We start from the raw sequence: 20,394 nt of genomic DNA on the forward strand, positions 1-20,394 counted from the left end.
GGAGGCGGGGCGCCGCGCCCGCGGTCGTCCGCGCGGCCCGTCACGACCGCGCTCGCAAGCCCTCAGCGGAGCGGGCCGGCGTCACCCCTCCCCCTCCGTCACCGATAGCAGTGCGCCCAGGCGTCCGGCCCGCCGGCCGCCGCGGCACACAGAAGGACACTGCACATGTCTGTGGACATCACTCCCGAGTTCAACCCGCTGCGGTTGAGCTTCGACCGCCGGCTGAACCGGATCGCGGGGCCGAGCGGCCTCGTCATCTTCGGCGTCACCGGCGATCTCTCCCGCAAGAAGCTCATGCCTGCGGTCTACGACCTCGCCAACCGCGGCCTGCTGCCGCCCGGCTTCGCGCTCGTCGGCTTCGCCCGGCGCGACTGGGACGACCAGGACTTCGAGAAGGTCGTGCACGACTCCGTCAAGAAGTACGCGCGCACCGAGTTCCACGAGGAGGTCTGGACCCAGCTCGCGCAGGGCATCCGCTTCGTGCAGGGCGAGTTCGACGACCCCGAGGCCTTCAGCCGCCTGAAGACGACGGTCGACGAGCTCGACCGCGAGCGCGGCACGAACGGCAACTTCGCCTTCTACCTCTCGATCCCGCCGAAGTCCTTCCCCCAGGTCACCGAGCAGCTGCGCAGCTCGGGCCTCGCGGAGCAGAAGGACGGCCAGTGGCGCCGCGTCGTCATCGAGAAGCCCTTCGGCAGCGACCTGACGACCGCGCGCGAGCTGAACGCCGTCGTCGAGTCGGTCTTCCCGCCGGACTCCGTCTTCCGGATCGACCACTACCTCGGCAAGGAGACGGTCCAGAACATCCTGGCGCTGCGCTTCGCCAACATGATGTACGAGCCGCTCTGGAACTCGAACTACGTCGACCACGTGCAGATCACGATGGCCGAGGACATCGGAGTGGGCGGCCGCGCCGGCTACTACGACGGCATCGGCGCCGCGCGCGACGTCATCCAGAACCACCTGCTCCAGCTGCTCGCCCTCACGGCGATGGAGGAGCCGATCTCGTTCGACGCCGCGGACCTCCGCGCCGAGAAGGAGAAGGTCCTCGCGGCCGTCCGCCTGCCGAAGGACCTGTCGACCGTCACCGCGCGCGGGCAGTACTCCGGCGGCTGGCAGGGCGGCGAGAAGGTGCTCGGCTTCCTCGAGGAGGACGGCATGAGCCCCACCTCGACCACCGAGACCTTCGCCGCGATGCGCCTCGACATCGGCACCCGCCGCTGGGCCGGCGTGCCGTTCTACCTCCGCGCGGGCAAGCGCCTGGGCCGCCGCGTCACCGAGATCGCGGTGGTCTTCAAGCGTGCGCCGCAGCAGCTCTTCGCCGAGAGCCAGACCACCTCGCTCGGCCAGAACGCCCTGGTGATCCGCGTCCAGCCGGACGAGGGCGTGACCATGCGCTTCGGCTCGAAGGTGCCCGGCGCCGGCATGCAGGTGCGCGACGTCACGATGGACTTCGGCTACGGCCACGCCTTCACCGAGGCCAGCCCCGAGGCGTACGAGCGCCTCATCCTCGACGTCCTCCTGGGCGAGCCCCCGCTCTTCCCGCGGCACGAGGAGGTCGAGCTGTCCTGGAAGATCCTCGACCCGATCGAGGAGTACTGGACCACGCAGGGCCAGCCCGAGCAGTACCGCCCCGGAACCTGGGGCCCCGATTCCGCCGACGAGCTCCTCGCTCGCGACGGCCGCACCTGGAGGCGCCCGTGATCGTCGATCTGCCCGACACCACGACGAGCGAGGTCTCGAAGACCCTCGTCAAGATCCGCGAGGAGGGCGGCGCCGTCGCCCTCGGCCGCGTGCTCACCCTCATCATCGCGACCTCCCGGGGCCACGAGGAGGAGGCGATCGACGCCGCCAACGACGCGTCCCGCGAGCACCCGATGCGCGTCATCGTCGTCTCGAAGGACGACGGGCTCACCACGGTCCCCGTCGACGCCACCCCGCGCGTCGACGCGCAGATCCGCGTGGGCGGCGACGCCGGCGCGAGCGAGGTCGTCGTGCTCCGCCCGTTCGGCGACGCGGCGACGGACGAGGAGAGCCTCGTCACGGGGCTCCTGCTCCCGGACGCCCCCGTGGTCGCCTGGTGGCCGAACAGCGCGCCCGAGAGCGCCTCGAAGTCGCCGATCGGCCGCATCGCGACCCGCCGGATCACCGACGCCTCCGCGCAGTCGAACCCGGCCGAGGCGCTGCACCACCTGGCCTCGACCTACGCCCCCGGTGACACCGACTTCGCCTGGACGCGCCTCACCCTGTGGCGCGCCCAGCTCGCCGCCGTGCTCGACCAGCCGCCGTACGAGCCGATCACGGCCGTCGAGGTCTCCGGCGCGCCGGACTCCCCCTCGACGATCCTGCTCGCGGCCTGGCTGCAGCTCGAGCTCGACATCCCCGTCGACCACGAGCTCACCATCAGTGCGACGGGGTCCAGCGGGATCCACGGGGTGCGCCTCTTCCGCGAGTCCGGCGTGATCGAGCTCGAGCGCTCGATCCCGAACGTCGCCACGCTGACGCAGCCCGACCAGCCCGTCCACGACATCTCCCTGCCGCGCCGGAGCCTCCGCGACTGCCTGGCGGAGGAGCTGCGCAGGCTCGACCCGGATGACCTGTACGGTGAAGTCATCTCGCGCGGTGTGGACATGCTCACCGAGAAGAACGACGCCCGCAGCGCGTCCTGACACCGCCGCACTCCCCGGCCGCCGCCGCCCGCTCCCGGGCGCGGCGGCCGGCGAGACGGCCATCCGCCGCAGGCGACCGACCCGAAGGAGACCCCGATGACCACTGACCGCCGTGTGCTCGTCCACCGAGACAAGCAGACCCTCGCAGGCTCGGTCGCCGCGCGCTTCCTGACGAAGACGATCGACATCCTCGACGACCTGGGCACGGCGAACGTGGTCCTCACGGGCGGGACGATGGGCGCGGCGACGCTGAAGGAGATCGCCGGCTCCTCCGCCTCGGGCAACGTCGACTGGACGCGCGTGCACTTCTGGTGGGGCGACGAGCGCTGGGTCCCCCGCGGCCACGAGGACCGGAACGACGTGCAGGCGGGCGACCTCTTCGAGCGCCTCGACGTCCCGGCCGGGAACGTGCACTCCTACCCCGCGTCGGACGAGGGCCTCGACCTCGACGGCGCGGCCGCCGCGTACGACGCCGAGCTCCGCGCGCACGCGACCGAGGGCCGCGACTACCCCCGCTTCGACATCACCTTCCTCGGCGTCGGGCCCGACGGCCACATCGCCTCGCTCTTCCCGGAGCGCTCGGCCATCCGCCACCCGCAGCCGGGTGTGCTGGCGGTCCGCAACTCCCCCAAGCCGCCGCCCGAGCGCCTCACCCTCACGCTGCCGCTGATCAACCAGTCCGACCGGATCTGGATGGTCCTCGCGGGAGCCGACAAGGCCTCCGCCCTCGGCCTCGCCCTGGCGGGCGCGAGCACCAACGAGGTGCCGGCGGCCGGCGCGTTCGGCCGCAAGCGCACGGTGTTCTTCGTCGACCAGGAGGCTGCGGCCGAGGTGCCGGAGTCGCTGATCGCCCCGAGCTACTGAGACCTGCCCGGACGGCTCGTCCGGGAACGACGAAGGGCCCGCCTCCTGAGGAGGACGGGCCCTTCGTCGTTGCTCCGGCCGTGCGGCCGGTCGTGCTCAGCTGGGGGTCGCGGTGCCGCGGCGGGCGCGCAGCTGCTGCAGCGCCTCCTCGAGGAGCTGAGCCGCCTCGGCCTCGGTGCGGCGCTCCTTCACGTACGCGAGGTGCGTCTTGTAGGGCTCCGACTTCGCGACCTGCGGCGGGTTCGCCCGGTCGCGGCCCGCGGGGAGACCGGACTGCGGGGAGTCGATCACCTCGGGGATCTCGTCCTCCGGGAGAGCCGCCGAGAAGTGGCGCACCGTCTCGTTGCCGAGGGCGTCCCAGTAGGAGACCGCGACGCGCTCCGCGTGGTAGCCCCGGTCCTGCTCGCCCATGGGTCCCGCGCCGACGCGCGAACCGCGGATTGCACTGCCGCCTGATGCCATTCCGTTTACCCCTATGCTCCGGTGTCGAACTTGGTGATGAGACCGAGCACCACGATGCAGGCCAGCCAGACGAGGCCGAGGATCACGGTGATGCGGTTCAGGTTGCGCTCCGCGACGCCCGAGGCACCGAGGTTCGAGGTGACTCCACCGCCGAACATGTCGGACAGTCCGCCGCCGCGCCCCTTGTGGAGCAGGATCAGCATGGTGAGCAGGAGGCTCGTGATGCCCAGGACGACCTGGAGCACGACCTGGAGGATGTCCACGCGGTACCTTTCGAAGTTCTGGCGCGTTGCACGCCTCGACGAGTATAACGGCGCCTGCGAACCCCCGGGGAATCGCGACGCCCCGTGTTCCGTCCGCTGTATACGCGGGCGCTTCGACTTCTGGTGGGGGGCGGAGGGGATGGCCTCGTCGCGGCGCCTTCCCGCGCTCCTGCGGAGCGCCCGCCAGACCCGAGCCTGTCGCCGCGACGAGGCCATCCCCTCCGCCCGCGCACGCGCGAGGCTCCCACCGGCACTTCCGGGAGGATCACCGCGGAGAGGACCTGGGGTGGACGACCGGCCGCGCGGCGGCGAGGGCAACCGGCGATTCGCGTGCCAGCGAATCGTCGTGGCCGGACGCAGGACGCTCTACGGGACGCGACCACCTCGAAGAGCCGACTGCGCCACGCCGCGCAGGGAGCGGCGTGGACGATCGCGTGCTGTCGGAACCGCTCCCGGACGTCTGCCGCCGGAACGACTGAAGGGGCGGGCCCTTGGGCCCACCCCTTCAGATGCAGAGCGTCAGACGCCTACGTGGTTCCGATAGCGCGCGATCGCAGCGAACTCCTCGACCTGGAGGCTGGCGCCTCCGACGAGGGCGCCGTCGACGTCGGGCTCGCGCATGAAGCCGGCGATGTTTCCGGACTTGACGGAGCCGCCGTAGAGGATGCGCGTCTTCGCCGCGGTGTCGGCGCCGAGGATGTCGGCGACGACGTCGCGGAGGGCCTTGCAGACCTGCTGGGCCTGCTCGGGCGTGGCGGCCTGGCCGGAGCCGATGGCCCAGACCGGCTCGTACGCGACGACCAGGTCGGCGTCCGCGGGGAGACCGGTGAGGGCCTCCTTCAGCTGCGCGACCGGCACCGCGGACGGGCCGTGCTTCTCGAGGTCCTCGGCGGTCTCGCCGACGCAGACGATCGGCGGGACGCCGTGCTTGACGGCTGCAGCCGTCTTCGCGGCGATGTCCGCGTCGGTCTCGCCGTGCAGCGTGCGCCGCTCGGAGTGGCCGACGATGACGTAGTCGCAGTCGAGCTGCTGGAGGAACTGGCCGGAGATCTCACCGGTGTAGGCCCCGCTGTCGAACTTCGACAGGTCCTGCGCGCCGTACTTGAGCGGCAGCTTGTCGGAGTCGACGAGGATCTGCACGGGGCGCAGATCGGTGAACGGCGGGAACACCGCGACCTCGACTCCGTCGAAGTCGTGGTCGGCGTCCTTGAGGCTCCACGCGAGCTTCTGCACGAAGGCGATGGCCTGGAGGTGGTCCAGGTTCATCTTCCAGTTGCCGGCGATGAGCGGGATGCGGGATGTCACTGCCATCCGAGGACCTCCAGTCCGGGGAGGCGCTTCCCCTCGAGGAATTCGAGGCTGGCTCCGCCTCCCGTCGAGATGTGGCCGAACTGCCCGTCCTCGAAGCCGAGGGCGCGCACCGCGGCGGCCGAGTCTCCGCCGCCGACGACGCTGAGTCCGTCGACCTCGGTGAGGGCCTGGGCGACGGCCTTCGTGCCGGCCGCGAACGGCTCGAGCTCGAAGACGCCCATCGGGCCGTTCCAGAACACGGTCTTCGAGGCCGCGACGACCTCGGCGAACCGCTTCGCGGTGTCCGGTCCGATGTCCAGACCGAGGCCGTCCGCGCCGAAGGCGGTGTCCTCGATGGCGTCGGCGGGGGCGGTCACGTACTCCGCGTCCGCTCCGAACTTCGAGGCGACGACCACATCCGTGGGGACGACGATCTCCACCCCGAGCTCCTTCGCCTTCGCGAGGTAGCCGAGGACGGTGTCGATCTGGTCGGCCTCGAGCAGGCTCTTGCCGACCTCGTGGCCCTGGGCCTTGAGGAAGGTGAAGAGCATGCCGCCGCCGATGAGGATCGAGTCGACCCGCGGGAGCAGGTGGTCGATCACGCCGAGCTTGTCCGAGACCTTCGAGCCGCCGAGGACGACCGTGTAGGGCCGCTCCGGCTTCTCGGTCAGACGGTCCAGGACCTCGAGCTCGGCGGCGATCAGCGTCCCGGCGGCACTGGGCAGCAGCTGAGCGAGCTCGTACACGCTCGCCTGCTTGCGGTGCACGACGCCGAAGCCGTCCGAGACGAACGCGTCGCCGAAGGCGGCGAGCTTCTCGGCGAAGGCACGGCGCTCGTCGGCGTCCTTGCTGGTCTCGCCCGGGTTGAAGCGGAGGTTCTCGAGCACGACGACCTGGCCGTCCTCGAGGGCGTCGACCGCGGCGGAGGCGGAGTCGCCGACCGTGTCCTCGGCGAACGAGACGGGAGCGTCGAGGAGCTCGCCGAGGCGCTCGGCGACGGGCGCGAGGCTGTACTTCGAGTCGGGGGCGCCGTCGGGGCGGCCGAGGTGGCTCACGACCACGACTCGGGCGCCCTCGGCGACGAGCCGCTGGAGCGTGGGCACCGACGCGCGCACGCGGCCGTCGTCCGTGATCGTTCCGTCCTTCAGGGGGACGTTCAGATCGCAGCGGACGACGACGCGCGTGCCGGCGAGGGAGCCCAGTGAGTCCAGAGTGCGGAGCGTCACGGTGTCACTCGTCACGGAGTCGTGACTCAGAGCTTGCCGGCGACGAGCTCGGCGACGTCGACGAGGCGGTTGGAGTAGCCCCACTCGTTGTCGTACCAGGAGGCGACCTTGACCTGGTTGCCGATGACCTTGGTCAGGCCGGCGTCGAAGATCGAGGAGTGCGGGTCGGTGACGATGTCGCTGGAGACGATCGGGTCTTCGGTGTACTTGAGGATGCCCTCGAGGTCGCCCGCGGCGGCGGCCTTGTAGGCCGCGTTGATCTCCTCGACCGTGGCCGGGTTCGTCAGCTCGACCGTGAGGTCGGTGATCGAGCCGGTCGGGACCGGGACGCGCAGCGCGTAGCCGTCGAGCTTGCCGACGAGCTCGGGGATGACGAGGCCGAGGGCCTTGGCGGCACCGGTCGACGTCGGGATGATGTTGACCGCGGCGGCGCGCGCGCGACGGAGGTCGCTGTGCGGGCCGTCCTGCAGGTTCTGGTCGGCGGTGTAGGCGTGGACCGTGGTCATGAGACCGCGCTCGATGCCGAAGTTGTCGAGCAGGACCTTGGCGAGCGGCGCGAGGCAGTTCGTGGTGCACGACGCGTTCGAGACGATGTCGTGGACCTGGGGGTCGTAGGTGCCCTCGTTGACGCCGAGGACGATGGTCGCGACGTCGTCGCCGGTGGCGGGAGCCGAGACGATGACCTTCTTGGCGCCGGCGGTGATGTGCTTGCGCGCGTCCTCCGACTTGGTGAAGCGGCCGGTCGACTCGATGACGACGTCGACGCCCAGCTCGCCCCAGGGGAGGTTCGCGGGGTCGCGCTCCTCGAGCACGATGATCGGCTTGCCGTTGACGACGATCTTGTCGCCGTCCAGCTCCACGGTCGCGTCGAGGCGGCCGGTGATGGAGTCGTACTTCAGGAGGTGCGCAAGCGCCTTGTTGTCGGTGAGGTCGTTGACCGCGACGATCTCGAGGTCGCTGCCCTTGGCGAGGGCCGCACGGAGGAAGTTACGGCCGATACGGCCGAAGCCGTTGATGCCGATCTTGACGGACACAGATATCTCCTGGAGAGGAAGGGCACCTCGACGGTGCAGTGGAGGGTGTGGATCGCTGGGAGAGCGGCGTCCCGGATCGGGACCCGGGACGCCGGAATCGCTACGACAGTAGCAGCAGGCCGGAAGTGTTCCGGCGGGCCTTCTCGAAGCGCGCGGACACGTCGGCCCAGTTCACGATGTTCCAGAACGCCTTGACGTAGTCGGCCTTGACGTTGACGTAGTCGAGGTAGAAGGCGTGCTCCCACATGTCGAGCAGCAGGACCGGCACGGTGGCCGCGGCGTGGTTGCTCTGGTGGTCGTAGAGCTGCTCGATCAGGAGCTTCTCGCCGAGCGAGTCCCAGGCGAGGATCGACCAGCCGGAGCCCTGGATGCCGAGGGCCGAGGCGGTGAAGTGCGCCTTGAACTTGTCGAACGAGCCGAAGTTCTCGTCGATCGCCGCGGCGAGCTCGCCGGTCGGCTTGTCGCCGCCGTCGGGCGAGAGGTTGTTCCAGAACACGGTGTGGTTCACGTGACCGGCGAGGTTGAACGCCAGGTCCTTCTGGAGCTTGTTGACGTTCGCGAGGTTCTCGCTGTCGCGAGCCTCCTGCAGCGCGGCGAGGGCGGTGTTCGCCCCGGTCACGTACGTCGCGTGGTGCTTGTCGTGGTGGAGCTCCATGATCCGTCCACTGATGTGCGGCTCGAGAGCCGAGTAGTCGTAGGGCAGTTCGGCGAGCGTGTAGTCAGCCATGTGCGATCTCCTGTTCGTGGTCGTCGACCTCAGTGATCCGCCGGGTCTCACGGCCCCTCACCGCTGCGCGGGAGGGTGTGCCGGGGTGTCCTGAGCGACCTTTCCAGTCTAGTGAGAGCCGCCCTCCGCACTCGGAGCGTTTCCTCCGTTCAACCAGGAGACACTCAGCGTTCGCGCGCCGGAACGCCCGTCGGCCCGCGCGGGGCTCAGAGGTCCTGGAGCTCGGCGGGGAGGTTCGCGTCAGTGCCCGGGATGTCGAGGTCGGTGGCGCGCTTGTCGGCCATCGCGAGCAGGCGGCGGATGCGGCCGGCGACGGCGTCCTTCGTCATCGGCGGGTCGGCGTGGTGGCCGAGCTCGTCGAGGCTGGCGTCGCGGTGCGCGAGACGCAGCCGTCCGGCGTAGCGGAGGTGCTCGGGGATGTCCTCGCCGAGGATCTCCATCGCGCGCTCGACGCGGGAGCAGGCGGCGACCGCGGCCTGCGCGGAGCGGCGGAGGTTCGCGTCGTCGAAGTTGACCAGGCGGTTGGCGGTCGCGCGGACCTCGCGGCGCTGGCGCAGCTCCTCCCAGCTGGCGACCGTGGAGGTCGCGCCCATCAGGGTGAGCATCGCGCTGATGCTCTCGCCGTCGCGGATCACGACGCGGTGCACGCCGCGCACCTCGCGCGACTTGGCCTGGACGCCGAGGCGGCCGGCCGCGCCGACGATGGCCATCGCCGCCTCGTTGCCGGGGCAGATCACCTCGAGGGCGGCCGAGCGGCCGGGGTCGGTGAGCGAGCCCTGCGCGAGGAAGGCGCCGCGCCACACGGCGGCGAGCTCCTCCCGCGTGCCGGTGGTCAGCCGGTTCGGCAGGCCGCGGACGGGACGACCGCGCTGGTCGAGCAGACCGGTCTGGCGGGCGAGCGTGTCGCCCCCCTCCACCACGCGCACCAGCCAGCTGGTCGTGCGGCGCGAGCCGCCGGCCGAGACGATGCTGCCCTCGCTGCGGACTCCGTAGAGCTCGGCGAGGTCGCGGCGGACGCGGGTGGCCAGCGGTGCCGAGTCGAGCTCGACCTCGACCGCGAGGCGGTTCGAGATGATGTGCAGTCCCCCGGAGAAGCGGAGGATGGTCGCCAGTTCAGCGGCACGGACGGTGTTCTTGCGCGAGACGATCGCGACCAGTTCGCCCTTGACATCTGCAGTGAGGGCCACGGAGTCTTCTTTCCTTACGTCGGGTGCGCGGCGGAGCGCGCGGGGATCATTCTCGGCCGAGGTCGCGGTGCGCCACGTTGACGGCGACACCCGGCAGCTCGGCCAGTCGGGCCGCGACGCGGCCGGCGACGGCGACCGAGCGGTGCTTGCCGCCGGTGCAGCCGATGGCGATGGTCGCGTGGCGCTTGTTCTCGCGCTGGTAGCCGTCGAGCACCGGCCGGAGGGCACGCGAGTAGGAGTCGATGAACTCCTCCGCGCCCTGCTGGGCCAGCACGTAGTCTCTCACCTCTTCGTCGAGACCGGTGTGCGGCCGGAGCTCCGGGATCCAGTACGGATTGGGCAGGAAGCGCGCGTCGGCGACCATGTCGGCGTCCGTGGGCAGGCCGTACTTGAAGCCGAAGCTCATCACGGTGATCTGCAGCCCGGCGCGGCCGGCCTCGGCGAAGCGCTCGGTGATCGTGGTCGCGAGCTGGTGCGGGTTGAGGTCGGACGTGTCGATCACGATGTCGGCCGACTCGCGCAGCTGCGCCAGTCGCGTCCGCTCGGCGGAGATGCCGTCGAGGAGGGTGCCGCGCCCCTGCAGCGGGTGCGGGCGGCGCACCTGCTCGAAACGGCGGACGAGGGCGGCGTCGGTCGCCTCGAGGAAGACGACGCGCAGGTCGACGCCGACGCGCAGCTCGCGCACGATCTCGCCGAGATCGGCGAAGAAGTCGCGTCCGCGGACGTCGACCACCGCCGCGACCTTGGGCACGGTGTCGCCCGCGCGCTGGGCGAGATCGACCAGCGGGCGCAGCATCTGCGGCGGGAGGTTGTCGACCACGTACCAGCCGAGGTCCTCCAGCGCGTTGGCGGCGGTGGATCGTCCGGCGCCGGACATCCCGGTGACGATCAGCACGTTCTGCTGCTCGCTCTCGGTGCTCATGGGGTCTCCGTGCTCGTGTGGGTCGCGGACCCTCCTTCGGGGAGGGCGGGCCTCCAGCCTAGGGTGTGGCCCTGAGCGGAGCACCCGGCGGAGGGCGGTGCCTCAGGGATGCAGGTGCCCGTGGATGGCCGCCGCGAGCGTCGGCCCGATGCCCTTGACCTCGGCGATCTCGGCGTCGCTGGCCTCCCGCAGGCGGGTCACCGAGCCGAAGTGCTTCAGCAGATCGCGCACTCGTGTCCCGCCCAGCCCCGGGATCTCCGCCAGCTGCGACGAGATGTCGCGCTTGCGGCGCTGGCGCTGGTGGGTGATCGCGAAGCGGTGCGCCTCGTCCCGGATGCGCTGGAAGAGGAAGAGCGCGTCGCTGTTGCGCGGCAGGATCACCGGGAAGTCGGAGTCCGGCAGCCAGATCTCCTCGAGACGCTTGGCGATCCCGCAGAGGGTGATCCCGGTGACCCCGGACTCGTCCAGTGCGCGCTGGGCGGCCGCGACCTGCGGCTGCCCGCCGTCGACGATGAGCAGGTTCGGCGGGTAGGAGAACTTGCGCCGCTTCGCCTCCCCCGTCTCGGGATCGATCTCGGCGGGCTCGGTCGGCTCCTTGAGGTAGGCGAGGCGCCGGGTCAGCACCTGGTGCAGCGACTCGGTGTCATCGGTGGACTCGGCGATGCTGAAGCGGCGGTACTGGTCCTTGCGCACCAGGCCGTCCTCGAAGACGACCATCGACGCGACGATGTTGGTGCCGCTGAGGTGCGACACGTCGTAGCACTCCATCCGCAGCGGCGCCTCGGCCATCCCGAGCGCGTCGCGGATGTCCTCGAGGGCCTGCGTGCGCGCGGTGAAGTCCGCGGAGCGCCGGGTCTTATAGAGCATCAGCGAGTGCTTGGCGTTCTGCGTCGCGGTCTCGAGCAGAGCCGCCTTGTCGCCGCGCTGCGCCGCGCGCAGGCGGACGTTCGCGCCGCGCAGCGAGCCCAGCCACTCCTCGAGCGCCTCGGAGTCCTCCGGCAGCTCGGGCACGACGACCTCGCGCGGCGGGATGTCGCCGCTCTCGTAGGCAGCCTGCAGCGCGGTGTCCACGAGCTCGGCGGTGCTCATGTCGAGCTCCTTGTCGACGACCCAGCCGCGCTCACCGCGGATGCGGCCGCCGCGCACACGGAACTGCTGGACCGAGGCCGCGAGCTCGTCGTGCACGATCGCATAGAGGTCGACGTCGACGTTGTCCTTCAGCACGACCGCGCTCTTGGCCAGCACGGCGTCGAGCGCCGCGGCCTGGTCGCGCAGCTTGCCGGCGCGCTCGTACTGCATCGCCTCGGCGGCCTCGCGCATCTCGCGCTCGAGCTCGCCGATCATCCTGCGGTCGTGGCTGCCCATGAACGCGACGAAGCGGTCGACGATCGCGCGATGCTCCGCGAAGGTGACCCGGTGCGAGCACGGACCGCCGCAGCGGCCGATCTGCGAGGCGAAGCAGGGCTTGCCGCTCTGCATCGCCCGCTTGTAGTTGGAGTCGTTGCAGGTCCTGATCGGGAACGCCTTGATCATCAGATCGATCGTCTCGTGGATCGCCCAGATCTTCGGGTACGGGCCGAAGTACCGCGCACCGCGGATCTTGGCGTTGCGCGTCACCATCACCCGGGGCGCCTCGTCGCCGAGGGTCACGGCCATGTACGGGTAGGACTTGTCGTCGCGGAACTTGACGTTGAAGGGCGGATCGAACTCGTTGATCCAGGTGAACTCGAGCTGCAGCGCCTCGACGTCGGTGCCGACGACGGTCCACTCGACGCCGGACGCCGAGGTGACCATCCGCCGGGTGCGCTCGTGCAGGCTCGGCAGCGGAGCGAAGTAGTTGCTGAGCCGGGCGCGGAGGTTCTTGGCCTTGCCCACGTAAAGCACCCGGCCCCGGGCGTCCTTGAAGCGGTAGACGCCCGGGAGGGTCGGGATCTCGCCCGGCTTCGGCCGGAAGTCGACGGTCTGCGTCATGCCCGCGCCTCCGCTCCCCCGGCCCCCCGGGGACGATCGGCGAGGCGGAGCCGCGTCACGGCAGGATCTCGGCGAGGAAGGTGCCGGTGTGGCTCTCCTTCACCTTCGCGACGTGCTCGGGGGTGCCGATCGCGACGACCTGGCCGCCGCCGGCGCCGCCCTCGGGACCCATGTCGATCAGCCAGTCGGCCGACTTGATGACGTCGAGGTTGTGCTCGATCGTGATCACCGTGTTGCCCTTGTCGACGAGGCCGTTGAGCACCAGCAGGAGCTTGCGGACGTCCTCGAAGTGCAGACCGGTGGTCGGCTCGTCGAGCACGTAGACGCTGCGCCCGTTCGAGCGACGCTGCAGCTCGGTGGCGAGCTTGACGCGCTGCGCCTCGCCGCCGGAGAGCGTGGTGGCGCTCTGGCCGAGCCGGACGTAGCCGAGGCCGACCTCGACCAGGGTCTTGAGGAACCGGTGGATCGAGGTGATCGGCTCGAAGAACTCGGCCGCCTCGGCGATCGGCATGTCGAGCACCTCGGCGATGTTCTTGCCCTTGTAGTGCACGGTCAGGGTGTCGCGGTTGTAGCGCGCTCCCCCGCAGACCTCGCAGGCGACGTAGACGTCGGGCAGGAAGTTCATCTCGATCTTGATCGTGCCGTCGCCCGAGCAGGCCTCGCAGCGACCGCCCTTGACGTTGAAGCTGAAGCGACCGGGCAGGTAGCCGCGGGCCTTCGCCTCGGTGGTCTCGGCGAAGAGGTTGCGGATGCGGTCGAACACACCCGTGTAGGTCGCCGGGTTGGAGCGCGGGGTGCGGCCGATCGGGTTCTGGTCGACGTGGACGACCTTGTCGAGGTTCTCGAGGCCGGTGACGCGGGTGTGCTTGCCCGGCACCTTGCGGGCGCCGTTGAGCTGGTTGGCGAGCACCCGGTAGAGGATGTCGTTCACGAGCGTCGACTTGCCCGAGCCGGAGACGCCCGTGACCGCGACGAAGGTGCCGAGCGGGAACTCGACGTCGACCTTCTGCAGGTTGTTGGCGTTGGCGCCGACGACCTTGATGACGCGCTTGCGGTCGATCTTGCGGCGCTTCTTCGGCAGCTCGATCGAGCGGCGGCCGGCGATGTAGTCGCCGGTGAGCGAGTGGGTGTTCTCGAGGAGCGACTCGTAGGAGCCGGAGTGCACGACCCGGCCGCCGTTGACGCCCGCGCCCGGTCCGATGTCGACGATCCAGTCGGCGGTGCGGATGGTGTCCTCGTCGTGCTCGACGACGATCAGGGTGTTGCCGAGGTCGCGCAGCTTGATCAGGGTGTCGATCAGCCGGCGGTTGTCCCGCTGGTGCAGGCCGATGCTCGGCTCGTCGAGGACGTAGAGCACGCCGGTGAGGCCGGAGCCGATCTGGGTGGCGAGCCGGATCCGCTGCGCCTCGCCGCCGGAGAGCGAGCCGGCCGCGCGGGAGAGGTTGAGGTAGTTGAGCCCGACCTCGATCAGGAAGTCGAGGCGCGCGCGGATCTCGCGGAGCACCTGCGCGGCGATGGTGGCCTCGCGCGGGGTGAGCTGCAGCTCGCTCATGAACGACTGGGCGTCGCCGAGGCTGAGGTCGGCGACATCGGCGATGCTCGCGCCGTGCACGAGCACGGCGAGCACCTCGGGCTTGAGGCGCGAGCCCTTGCAGACCGGGCAGGCGACCTCGCGGAGGAACTCGGCCCAGCGCGAGCGCTGCACGTCCGTCTCGGCCTGGACGTACTGCCGCTCGATGTAGGGCACGACGCCCTCGAAGCCGGAGGTGTAGCTCATCTCGCGGCCGTAGCGGTTCTTCCACTTGACCTTGACCTCGAAGTTGTCGCCGTGGAGCACCGCCTGCTGCACCTCGGAGCTGAGGCGCTTCCACGGGGTGGTCAGCTTGAAGCCGAGGTCGCGGGAGAGGCCGTCGAGCAGCTTCTCGTAGTACTGGAAGAGGCCCTTGCCCTGGGTGGTCCAGGGGATGATGACGCCCTCGGCGATGCTGAGGTCGGGGTCGCCGAGCAGCAGCTCGTCGTCGACCGACATCCGCGTGCCCAGGCCGGAGCACTCGGGGCAGGCGCCGAAGGGCGCGTTGAAGGAGAACGTGCGCGGCTCGATCTCGGTGAGCGAGATCGGGTGGTTGTTGGGGCAGGACAGCTTCTCGGAGTACGTCGTCCAGGCGCCGTCGCCCTCGCCGTCGACGAAGTTGATCTGCACGATGCCGTCGGTGAGGCGCAGGGCCGTCTCGAGCGAGTCGGTCAGGCGGCCGAGGATGTCCGGACCGGCGACGAGGCGGTCGACGACGACGGAGATGTCGTGCTTGTACTGCTTCTTGAGCACCGGCGGCTCGCTGAGCTGGATGAGCTTCCCGTCGACCATGGCGCGGGAGTAGCCGCCCGCGGTCAGCTCCTTGAAGAGGTCGACGAACTCGCCCTTCTTCTGCGAGACGACCGGGCTGAGGATCTGGTAGCGGGTGCCCTCCTCGAGCTCCATCAGCTGATCGGCGATCTGCTGCACGGTCTGCGCCGAGATCGGCTCGCTGCAGACCGGGCAGTGCGGGATGCCGATGCGGGCCCAGAGCAGGCGCATGTAGTCGAAGATCTCGGTGATCGTGCCGACGGTGGAGCGCGGGTTCCGGTTGGTCGACTTCTGGTCGATCGACACCGCGGGGCTGAGGCCCTCGATGAAGTCGACGTCGGGGCGGTCGACCTGCCCGAGGAACTGCCGAGCGTAGGCGGAGAGCGACTCGACGTAGCGGCGCTGGCCCTCCGCGAAGATCGTGTCGAAGGCGAGCGAGGACTTGCCCGAGCCCGACAGGCCGGTGAAGACGACCATCGAGTCGCGCGGGATCTCGAGGTCGACGTCGCGCAGGTTGTGCACTCTGGCCCCGCTCACCACCAGCTTCGACACCGATTCGTCCAGCGAGGAGACGAAGCGGTGGAAGGAGGGTGAGGGGGTGGTGGAAGGGTCCGTAACGGCGTTCAGGATCGACACCTCGAAAGTGTATGCGGAGCCACCGACATCGCTCGGGGCGTTCGCTGGCCGCTGATCCCGGCCCCCGCGACTTGCGCTCGTCGACCCCGCCCGCACCGGCGGGCCGGCCCGCTCGGGCCGACCCTGCTCGGTCAGGACAGGTGCCCGGCCTTCTCCATCTGCCGCAGCTCGCGCTTGAGCTCGGAGACCTCGTCGCGCAGTCGCGCCGCGAGCTCGAACTTCAGCTCGCCGGCGGCCTGGAGCATCTGGCCGTTGAGGTCGGCGATGATCGCCTCGAGGTCGTTGCCGCCGTTCGCGGCGAGACCCTGGCGGCGCAGGTTCGGCGTCGGGCTCTTCTTCTTCGCGTCGCGGCCGGCCAGCAGCTTCGCCGTGTCGGCTCCCTCGCGGGCGAGCGCGTCGGTGATGTCGGCGATCTTCTTCCGCAGCGGAGTCGGGTCGATGCCGTGGTCGAGGTTGTAGGCGACCTGCTTCTCGCGGCGGCGGTCGGTCTCGTCGATCGCGAGCCTCATCGAGTCGGTCATCTTGTCCGCGTACATGTGCACCTCGCCCGAGACGTTGCGCGCGGCGCGGCCGATCGTCTGAATCAGCGAGGTCGACGAGCGGAGGAAGCCCTCCTTGTCGGCGTCGAGGATCGCGACGAGCGACACCTCGGGCAGGTCGAGGCCCTCGCGGAGGAGGTTGATGCCGACGAGGACGTCGTAGACGCCCGCGCGCAGCTCGGAGAGCAGCTCGACCCGCCGGAGCGTGTCGACGTCCGAGTGCAGGTAGCGCACGCGGACCCCGGCCTCGGTGAGGAAGTCGGTGAGCTCCTCCGCCATCCGCTTGGTGAGGGTGGTCACCAGGACGCGCTCGTCGCGCTCGGTCCGGAGCTTGATCTCCTCGAGCAGGTCGTCGATCTGGCCCTTGGTCGGCTTGACGACGATCTCCGGGTCGATCAGACCGGTCGGGCGGATGATCTGCTCGACGATGCCGTCGGCGATGCCCATCTCGTAGCGACCGGGCGTGGCCGAGAGGTAGACGGTCTGGCCGACGCGGCCCTTGAACTCCTCCCACTTCAGCGGGCGGTTGTCCATCGCCGAGGGCAGCCGGAAGCCGTGCTCGACGAGGGTGCGCTTGCGCGAGGCGTCGCCCTCGTACATCGCGCCGATCTGCGGCACGGTGACGTGCGACTCGTCGATCACGACGAGGAAGTCGTCGGGGAAGTAGTCGAGCAGGCAGTGCGGGGCCTCGCCGGACTCGCGGCCGTCGATGTGGCGCGAGTAGTTCTCGATGCCGGAGCAGAAGCCGATCTGCTGCATCATCTCGAGGTCGAACGTGGTGCGCATCCGCAGGCGCTGCGCCTCGAGGAGCTTGTTCTGCTTCTCGAGGTCGGCCAGGCGCACCTCGAGCTCCTGCTGGATGGTGTCGATCGCGCGGTGCATGACGTCCTGGCTGGCGACGTAGTGCGAGCCGGGGAAGACGGAGACGGACTCGAGCTTCTTCACGACGTTCCCGGTGAGCGGGTGCAGCGTGTAGAGCGCCTCGATCTCGTCGCCGAACATCTCGATGCGGATCGCGAGCTCCTCGTACATGGGGATGATCTCGATCGTGTCGCCGCGGACGCGGAACGTGCCGCGGGCGAAGTCGACGTCGTTGCGCGCGTACTGCATCGAGACGAACTTGCGGATCAGGCGGTCGCGGTCGACCCGCTGGCCGACCTGGAGCGCGACCATCGCCTCGAGGTACTGCTCGGGCTGGCCGAGGCCGTAGATGCAGGAGACGGTCGAGACGACGATGACGTCGCGGCGGCTGAGCAGCGAGTTGGTCGTGGAGTGGCGCAGACGCTCGACCTCGGCGTTGACCGAGCTGTCCTTCTCGATGAAGGTGTCCGTCTGCGGGACGTAGGCCTCGGGCTGGTAGTAGTCGTAGTACGAGACGAAGTACTCGACCGCGTTGTTGGGGAAGAGCTCCCGGAACTCGTTCGCGAGCTGGGCGGCGAGCGTCTTGTTGTGCGCGAGGACCAGGGTCGGCCGCTGGACCGCCTCGACGAGCCAGGCGGTGGTCGCGGACTTGCCGGTTCCGGTGGCGCCGAGCAGGACGACGTCGGTCTCGCCGGCGTTGATCCGGGCGCTCAGATCGGCGATCGCCCCGGGCTGGTCACCGCTCGGCTGGTATTCGCTGATGACCTCGAAGGGGTGCACGGCACGGGTTGGCTCCATGATCGAAGCGTAACCGCGACCACCGACATCGGGGCGGGCCTGCGCCGACGGCGAACGGGACTCGCGCGGAGCGCGCGTATCGAGATCCGCCGGCGCCGGAAGCCGAGTCGACAGACCGACCAGCTGGAGGGCGCCGGGTCAGAGGCGGGAGACGCGCAGGTCGCGCAGGTGGAGGCGGTCGCCCGGGGCCATGCCGTCGGTGCGCACGCGGATCACCGCGCGCACCGCCCAGTCCGGCGCGGGCAGCGAGTAGGCGTCGTCGAGCCGGACGCCGGCGAAGGAGTCGCGGGCCGAGACCTCGGTCGGCGAGTACCAGTCGCCGCCCAGTCCGTCGGCGCGCCGCTCGGTCGCGAAGCCGAGGTCGATCCCGGCGGAGCCCGTGCCCTCGAAGAGCGCGTCCATGGAGGCGAGCACCCGCGCCCCCGCGGCGATCGGCACGAACAGGTGCACGGCTCCGGCGCCGGAGCCGTCCTCCAGCGCGAGTGCCCGCAGCCCCGCGACCGGCGAGTCCCCCGGCGCGACGGACGCTCCGCCCTCGGCCGTCCAGTCGTCCGCGAGCACGGAGCGCGAGCCGTGCGGGTCGAGCACGCCGCGGATCCGCTCGGCCGCGTGGAACTTCAGCGCCGTCGACGGCAGCGCGGAGGTGTCCGTGATCGTCAGCGTCCCGTCGCCGCGCGCCAGGAAGGGCAGCCGCGAGTTGCCGCCCTGGAACTGCCCGCCGCGGACGACGGCGCGCTGACCGCCCGCTCCGGAGAACTCGATCAGTCCGCGCTCCGCCTCGCCGTCGACCTCCTTGCGCGCCCGGACGAGGAAGCGGCAGTCGGTGAGCGAGAGCAGCGCGCCCCAGCCGTCCAGCTCGAACCAGCCGTGGTTGTCCGGGATCTGCATCTCGAAGTGGCAGTGCGAGAAGTGGGCCTGACCGCGGGAGATCGTGACCGCCCGGCCCTGGTTCGTCGAGAAGGTGTCGAACGAGCACTGATCGACGAAGAACTCCTGGTCGCCGTGGATCTGCAGCGCGCTCTCGGTGTTGCTGGTGAGGTCGCAGCCCTGGAAGGCGATGCGCTCCCCCGAGTCGACCGCGTCCTCGACGGCGACGACGCCGACCCGGTTGCCCTGGAAGGAGCACGATCGGAACTCGAGCAGGTAGGCGTGCGAGCCGAGCTCGACCGCCGTGTCGAAGCGCCGCGCGACGACGTTCGCGAACGACAGGTAGGCGGGCTTGGGTCCGGGCTGTCGCAGGTGCGACGCGGCGCTCACGGCGATGCCCGTGTTCGACCCGTCGCCGATCAGGTGCAGGTTGCTCAGCACGCTCTGGTGCTGGCGGGTGAAGCCGGCGGCGGAGGTCTGCAGCACCGGGCCGACGGTCTGCAGGGCCGGGCCGGTCCCGGTGTAGCGGATCTCGCAGTGGCCGTCGATGCTCACCCTCGCGTCCCAGGAGAGCGTCTCGTCCACGACGAAGCTGCCCCCGGGGGCGGTGACGACGCCGTGGTGCTCCGTCGGATCCACGCCGTCCTCGGGCACCGCGGCGGCGGCGAGTGCGGCCTTCCATGCTGCGGTGTCGCGCGCGGCGCCGGCCGGCAGCGAGTCGTCGAGATGATCGTGCACGTCGACGATGCGGGAGGACCCCGCCGGACGGGTGACGACCTGGACCGGTGGGGCGCCGGTGCGGCCGGTGAGCGCGCCCGCGGCCGCTCCCGCGCCCGCACCGAGGAGGACGCCCGCCCCGGACGCGAGCAGCAGGCGCCGCGAGTCGGACGCGGGCGGACGTGCTCCGGAAGCGCTCATGCGTCGTACCCCTCGACTCGGCGATCGTGCTGGGGCCGTTCCCCGTGCTGCGGCCGTTCCACTCTAGGAGCCCGGTCCGACCGTCTCCCGCCGGGGTCTCGGCTCAGGCTGAGCGGCGACGCAGCCGCTCCCAGAGCGCGTCCACCTGGCTCAGGGTCTCCTCCAGCGTTCCGGAGGCGTCGATCACCGCGTCGGCGAGGGCGAGCCGCTCCTCGTCGCTCGCCTGCGCGCCGACGCGCGCGCGGGCGTCCGCCTCGGTCATGCCGCGCAGGGCGATCAGCCGCTCGACGCGCGTCTCCTGCGGGGCGTGGACGACGATCACCTCGTCGAACTCCCCCGCCCCGCGCGACTCCGCGAGCAGCGGGACGTCGTAGACGACGACGGCGTGCGGGTCGGCGGCAGCGGCCGCCGCGAACAGCTCCTGCGAGCGGAGCGACACCGCCGGGTGCGTGATCGCGTTGAGGTCCTCGCGGGCGGAGGAGTCGGAGAAGACGATCGCGCCGAGGGCCGCCCGGTCGAGGGAGCCGTCGGCGCGCAGGGTCGTCGGGCCGAAGCGCTCGACGATCGCGGCCAGCGCGGGCTCCCCCGGCTCGACCACCTCGCGGGCGAGCCGGTCGGCGTCGACGACCACCGCCCCGAGCTCGGCGAGACGGCGGGCGACGGTGGACTTGCCCGAGGCGATGCCTCCGGTCAGAGCGGCGAGATGCACCCGCCAACCCTATCCAGCGGCGCGGGGCGGCACCCGCTCCTGTCCGTCGGGCCACCGTGCGAGAGTCCGTGCGGTGGTGGATCTCGATGCGCCCGCTGCGCGGGCTGCTC

16 protein-coding genes are annotated in these 20,394 nt (G+C 70.6%); 3 read left to right on the forward strand and 13 right to left on the reverse strand.

Annotated elements, in window-relative coordinates; all coding sequences use genetic code 11:
• Positions 1 to 165 precede the first annotated feature (165 nt).
• The 3 genes from zwf to pgl all read left to right on the forward strand — a co-directional run bounded on the left by zwf (position 166) and on the right by pgl (position 3,533).
• Entirely contained in the window at positions 166 to 1,704 is a 1,539-nt protein-coding gene (gene zwf / locus GTU73_RS11890; RefSeq protein WP_160089757.1) for a glucose-6-phosphate dehydrogenase, read from the forward strand.
• Complete coding sequence (locus tag GTU73_RS11895; RefSeq protein WP_160089759.1) at positions 1,701 to 2,669, forward strand: glucose-6-phosphate dehydrogenase assembly protein OpcA; 969 nt, start codon at positions 1,701 to 1,703, stop codon at positions 2,667 to 2,669. The genes zwf and GTU73_RS11895 overlap by 4 nt, the downstream gene beginning before the upstream one ends.
• Before the next feature lie 96 nt (positions 2,670 to 2,765).
• Positions 2,766 to 3,533, forward strand: a complete 768-nt coding sequence (gene pgl / locus GTU73_RS11900) for a 6-phosphogluconolactonase (protein ID WP_160089761.1) — start codon at positions 2,766 to 2,768, stop codon at positions 3,531 to 3,533.
• A gap of 96 nt (positions 3,534 to 3,629) precedes the next feature.
• On the opposite strand, the gene GTU73_RS11905 is transcribed toward pgl, so the two are convergent.
• The 13 genes from GTU73_RS11905 to coaE all read right to left on the reverse strand — a co-directional run bounded on the left by GTU73_RS11905 (position 3,630) and on the right by coaE (position 20,284).
• Positions 3,630 to 3,995 carry an RNA polymerase-binding protein RbpA gene (locus tag GTU73_RS11905; protein ID WP_123446271.1) on the reverse strand — a complete coding sequence of 122 codons (366 nt, stop codon included), beginning with the start codon at positions 3,993 to 3,995 and terminating at the stop codon, positions 3,630 to 3,632.
• An 11-nt stretch (positions 3,996 to 4,006) separates the two neighbouring features.
• Entirely contained in the window at positions 4,007 to 4,258 is a 252-nt protein-coding gene (secG, locus tag GTU73_RS11910) for a preprotein translocase subunit SecG (protein WP_123733087.1), read from the reverse strand.
• A 519-nt stretch (positions 4,259 to 4,777) separates the two neighbouring features.
• Positions 4,778 to 5,569, reverse strand: coding sequence for a triose-phosphate isomerase (gene tpiA, locus GTU73_RS11915; RefSeq protein ID WP_160089763.1), 792 nt, complete (start codon positions 5,567 to 5,569; stop codon positions 4,778 to 4,780).
• Positions 5,560 to 6,774, reverse strand: a complete 1,215-nt coding sequence (locus GTU73_RS11920; protein WP_160089765.1) for a phosphoglycerate kinase — start codon at positions 6,772 to 6,774, stop codon at positions 5,560 to 5,562. The genes tpiA and GTU73_RS11920 overlap by 10 nt, the downstream gene beginning before the upstream one ends.
• A 26-nt stretch (positions 6,775 to 6,800) precedes the next feature.
• Positions 6,801 to 7,808, reverse strand: coding sequence for a type I glyceraldehyde-3-phosphate dehydrogenase (gene gap, locus GTU73_RS11925; protein WP_160089767.1), 1,008 nt, complete (start codon positions 7,806 to 7,808; stop codon positions 6,801 to 6,803).
• 100 nt (positions 7,809 to 7,908) lie between these two features.
• On the reverse strand, positions 7,909 to 8,535 hold the full coding sequence (locus GTU73_RS11930) for a superoxide dismutase (protein ID WP_160089769.1): 627 nt from the start codon (positions 8,533 to 8,535) through the stop codon (positions 7,909 to 7,911).
• 206 nt (positions 8,536 to 8,741) lie between these two features.
• Positions 8,742 to 9,722 (reverse strand): DNA-binding protein WhiA, encoded by a 981-nt coding sequence (gene whiA, locus GTU73_RS11935; RefSeq protein WP_160089771.1) that lies wholly within the window; start codon positions 9,720 to 9,722, stop codon positions 8,742 to 8,744.
• Positions 9,723 to 9,768: 46 nt separating this feature from the next.
• The gene (gene rapZ / locus GTU73_RS11940) at positions 9,769 to 10,644 is read right to left on the reverse strand and encodes an RNase adapter RapZ (RefSeq protein ID WP_160089773.1); all 876 of its coding nucleotides are present in this window, start codon (positions 10,642 to 10,644) and stop codon (positions 9,769 to 9,771) included.
• Between the two features lie 102 nt (positions 10,645 to 10,746).
• Positions 10,747 to 12,615: an excinuclease ABC subunit UvrC gene (gene uvrC / locus GTU73_RS11945; RefSeq protein WP_160089775.1), complete on the reverse strand. Its 1,869-nt coding sequence runs from the start codon at positions 12,613 to 12,615 to the stop codon at positions 10,747 to 10,749.
• 55 nt (positions 12,616 to 12,670) lie between these two features.
• The gene (gene uvrA / locus GTU73_RS11950; RefSeq protein ID WP_160091347.1) at positions 12,671 to 15,520 is read right to left on the reverse strand and encodes an excinuclease ABC subunit UvrA; all 2,850 of its coding nucleotides are present in this window, start codon (positions 15,518 to 15,520) and stop codon (positions 12,671 to 12,673) included.
• 203 nt (positions 15,521 to 15,723) lie between these two features.
• On the reverse strand, positions 15,724 to 17,790 hold the full coding sequence (uvrB, locus tag GTU73_RS11955) for an excinuclease ABC subunit UvrB (protein WP_123704319.1): 2,067 nt from the start codon (positions 17,788 to 17,790) through the stop codon (positions 15,724 to 15,726).
• 138 nt (positions 17,791 to 17,928) lie between these two features.
• Positions 17,929 to 19,575, reverse strand: coding sequence for a hypothetical protein (locus tag GTU73_RS11960; protein ID WP_160089777.1), 1,647 nt, complete (start codon positions 19,573 to 19,575; stop codon positions 17,929 to 17,931).
• A 103-nt stretch (positions 19,576 to 19,678) separates the two neighbouring features.
• Positions 19,679 to 20,284: a dephospho-CoA kinase gene (gene coaE, locus GTU73_RS11965; protein ID WP_160089779.1), complete on the reverse strand. Its 606-nt coding sequence runs from the start codon at positions 20,282 to 20,284 to the stop codon at positions 19,679 to 19,681.
• Positions 20,285 to 20,394 lie beyond the last annotated feature (110 nt).

This window comes from Rathayibacter sp. VKM Ac-2804 (assembly GCF_009866655.1).
GTDB lineage: Bacteria > Actinomycetota > Actinomycetes > Actinomycetales > Microbacteriaceae > Rathayibacter.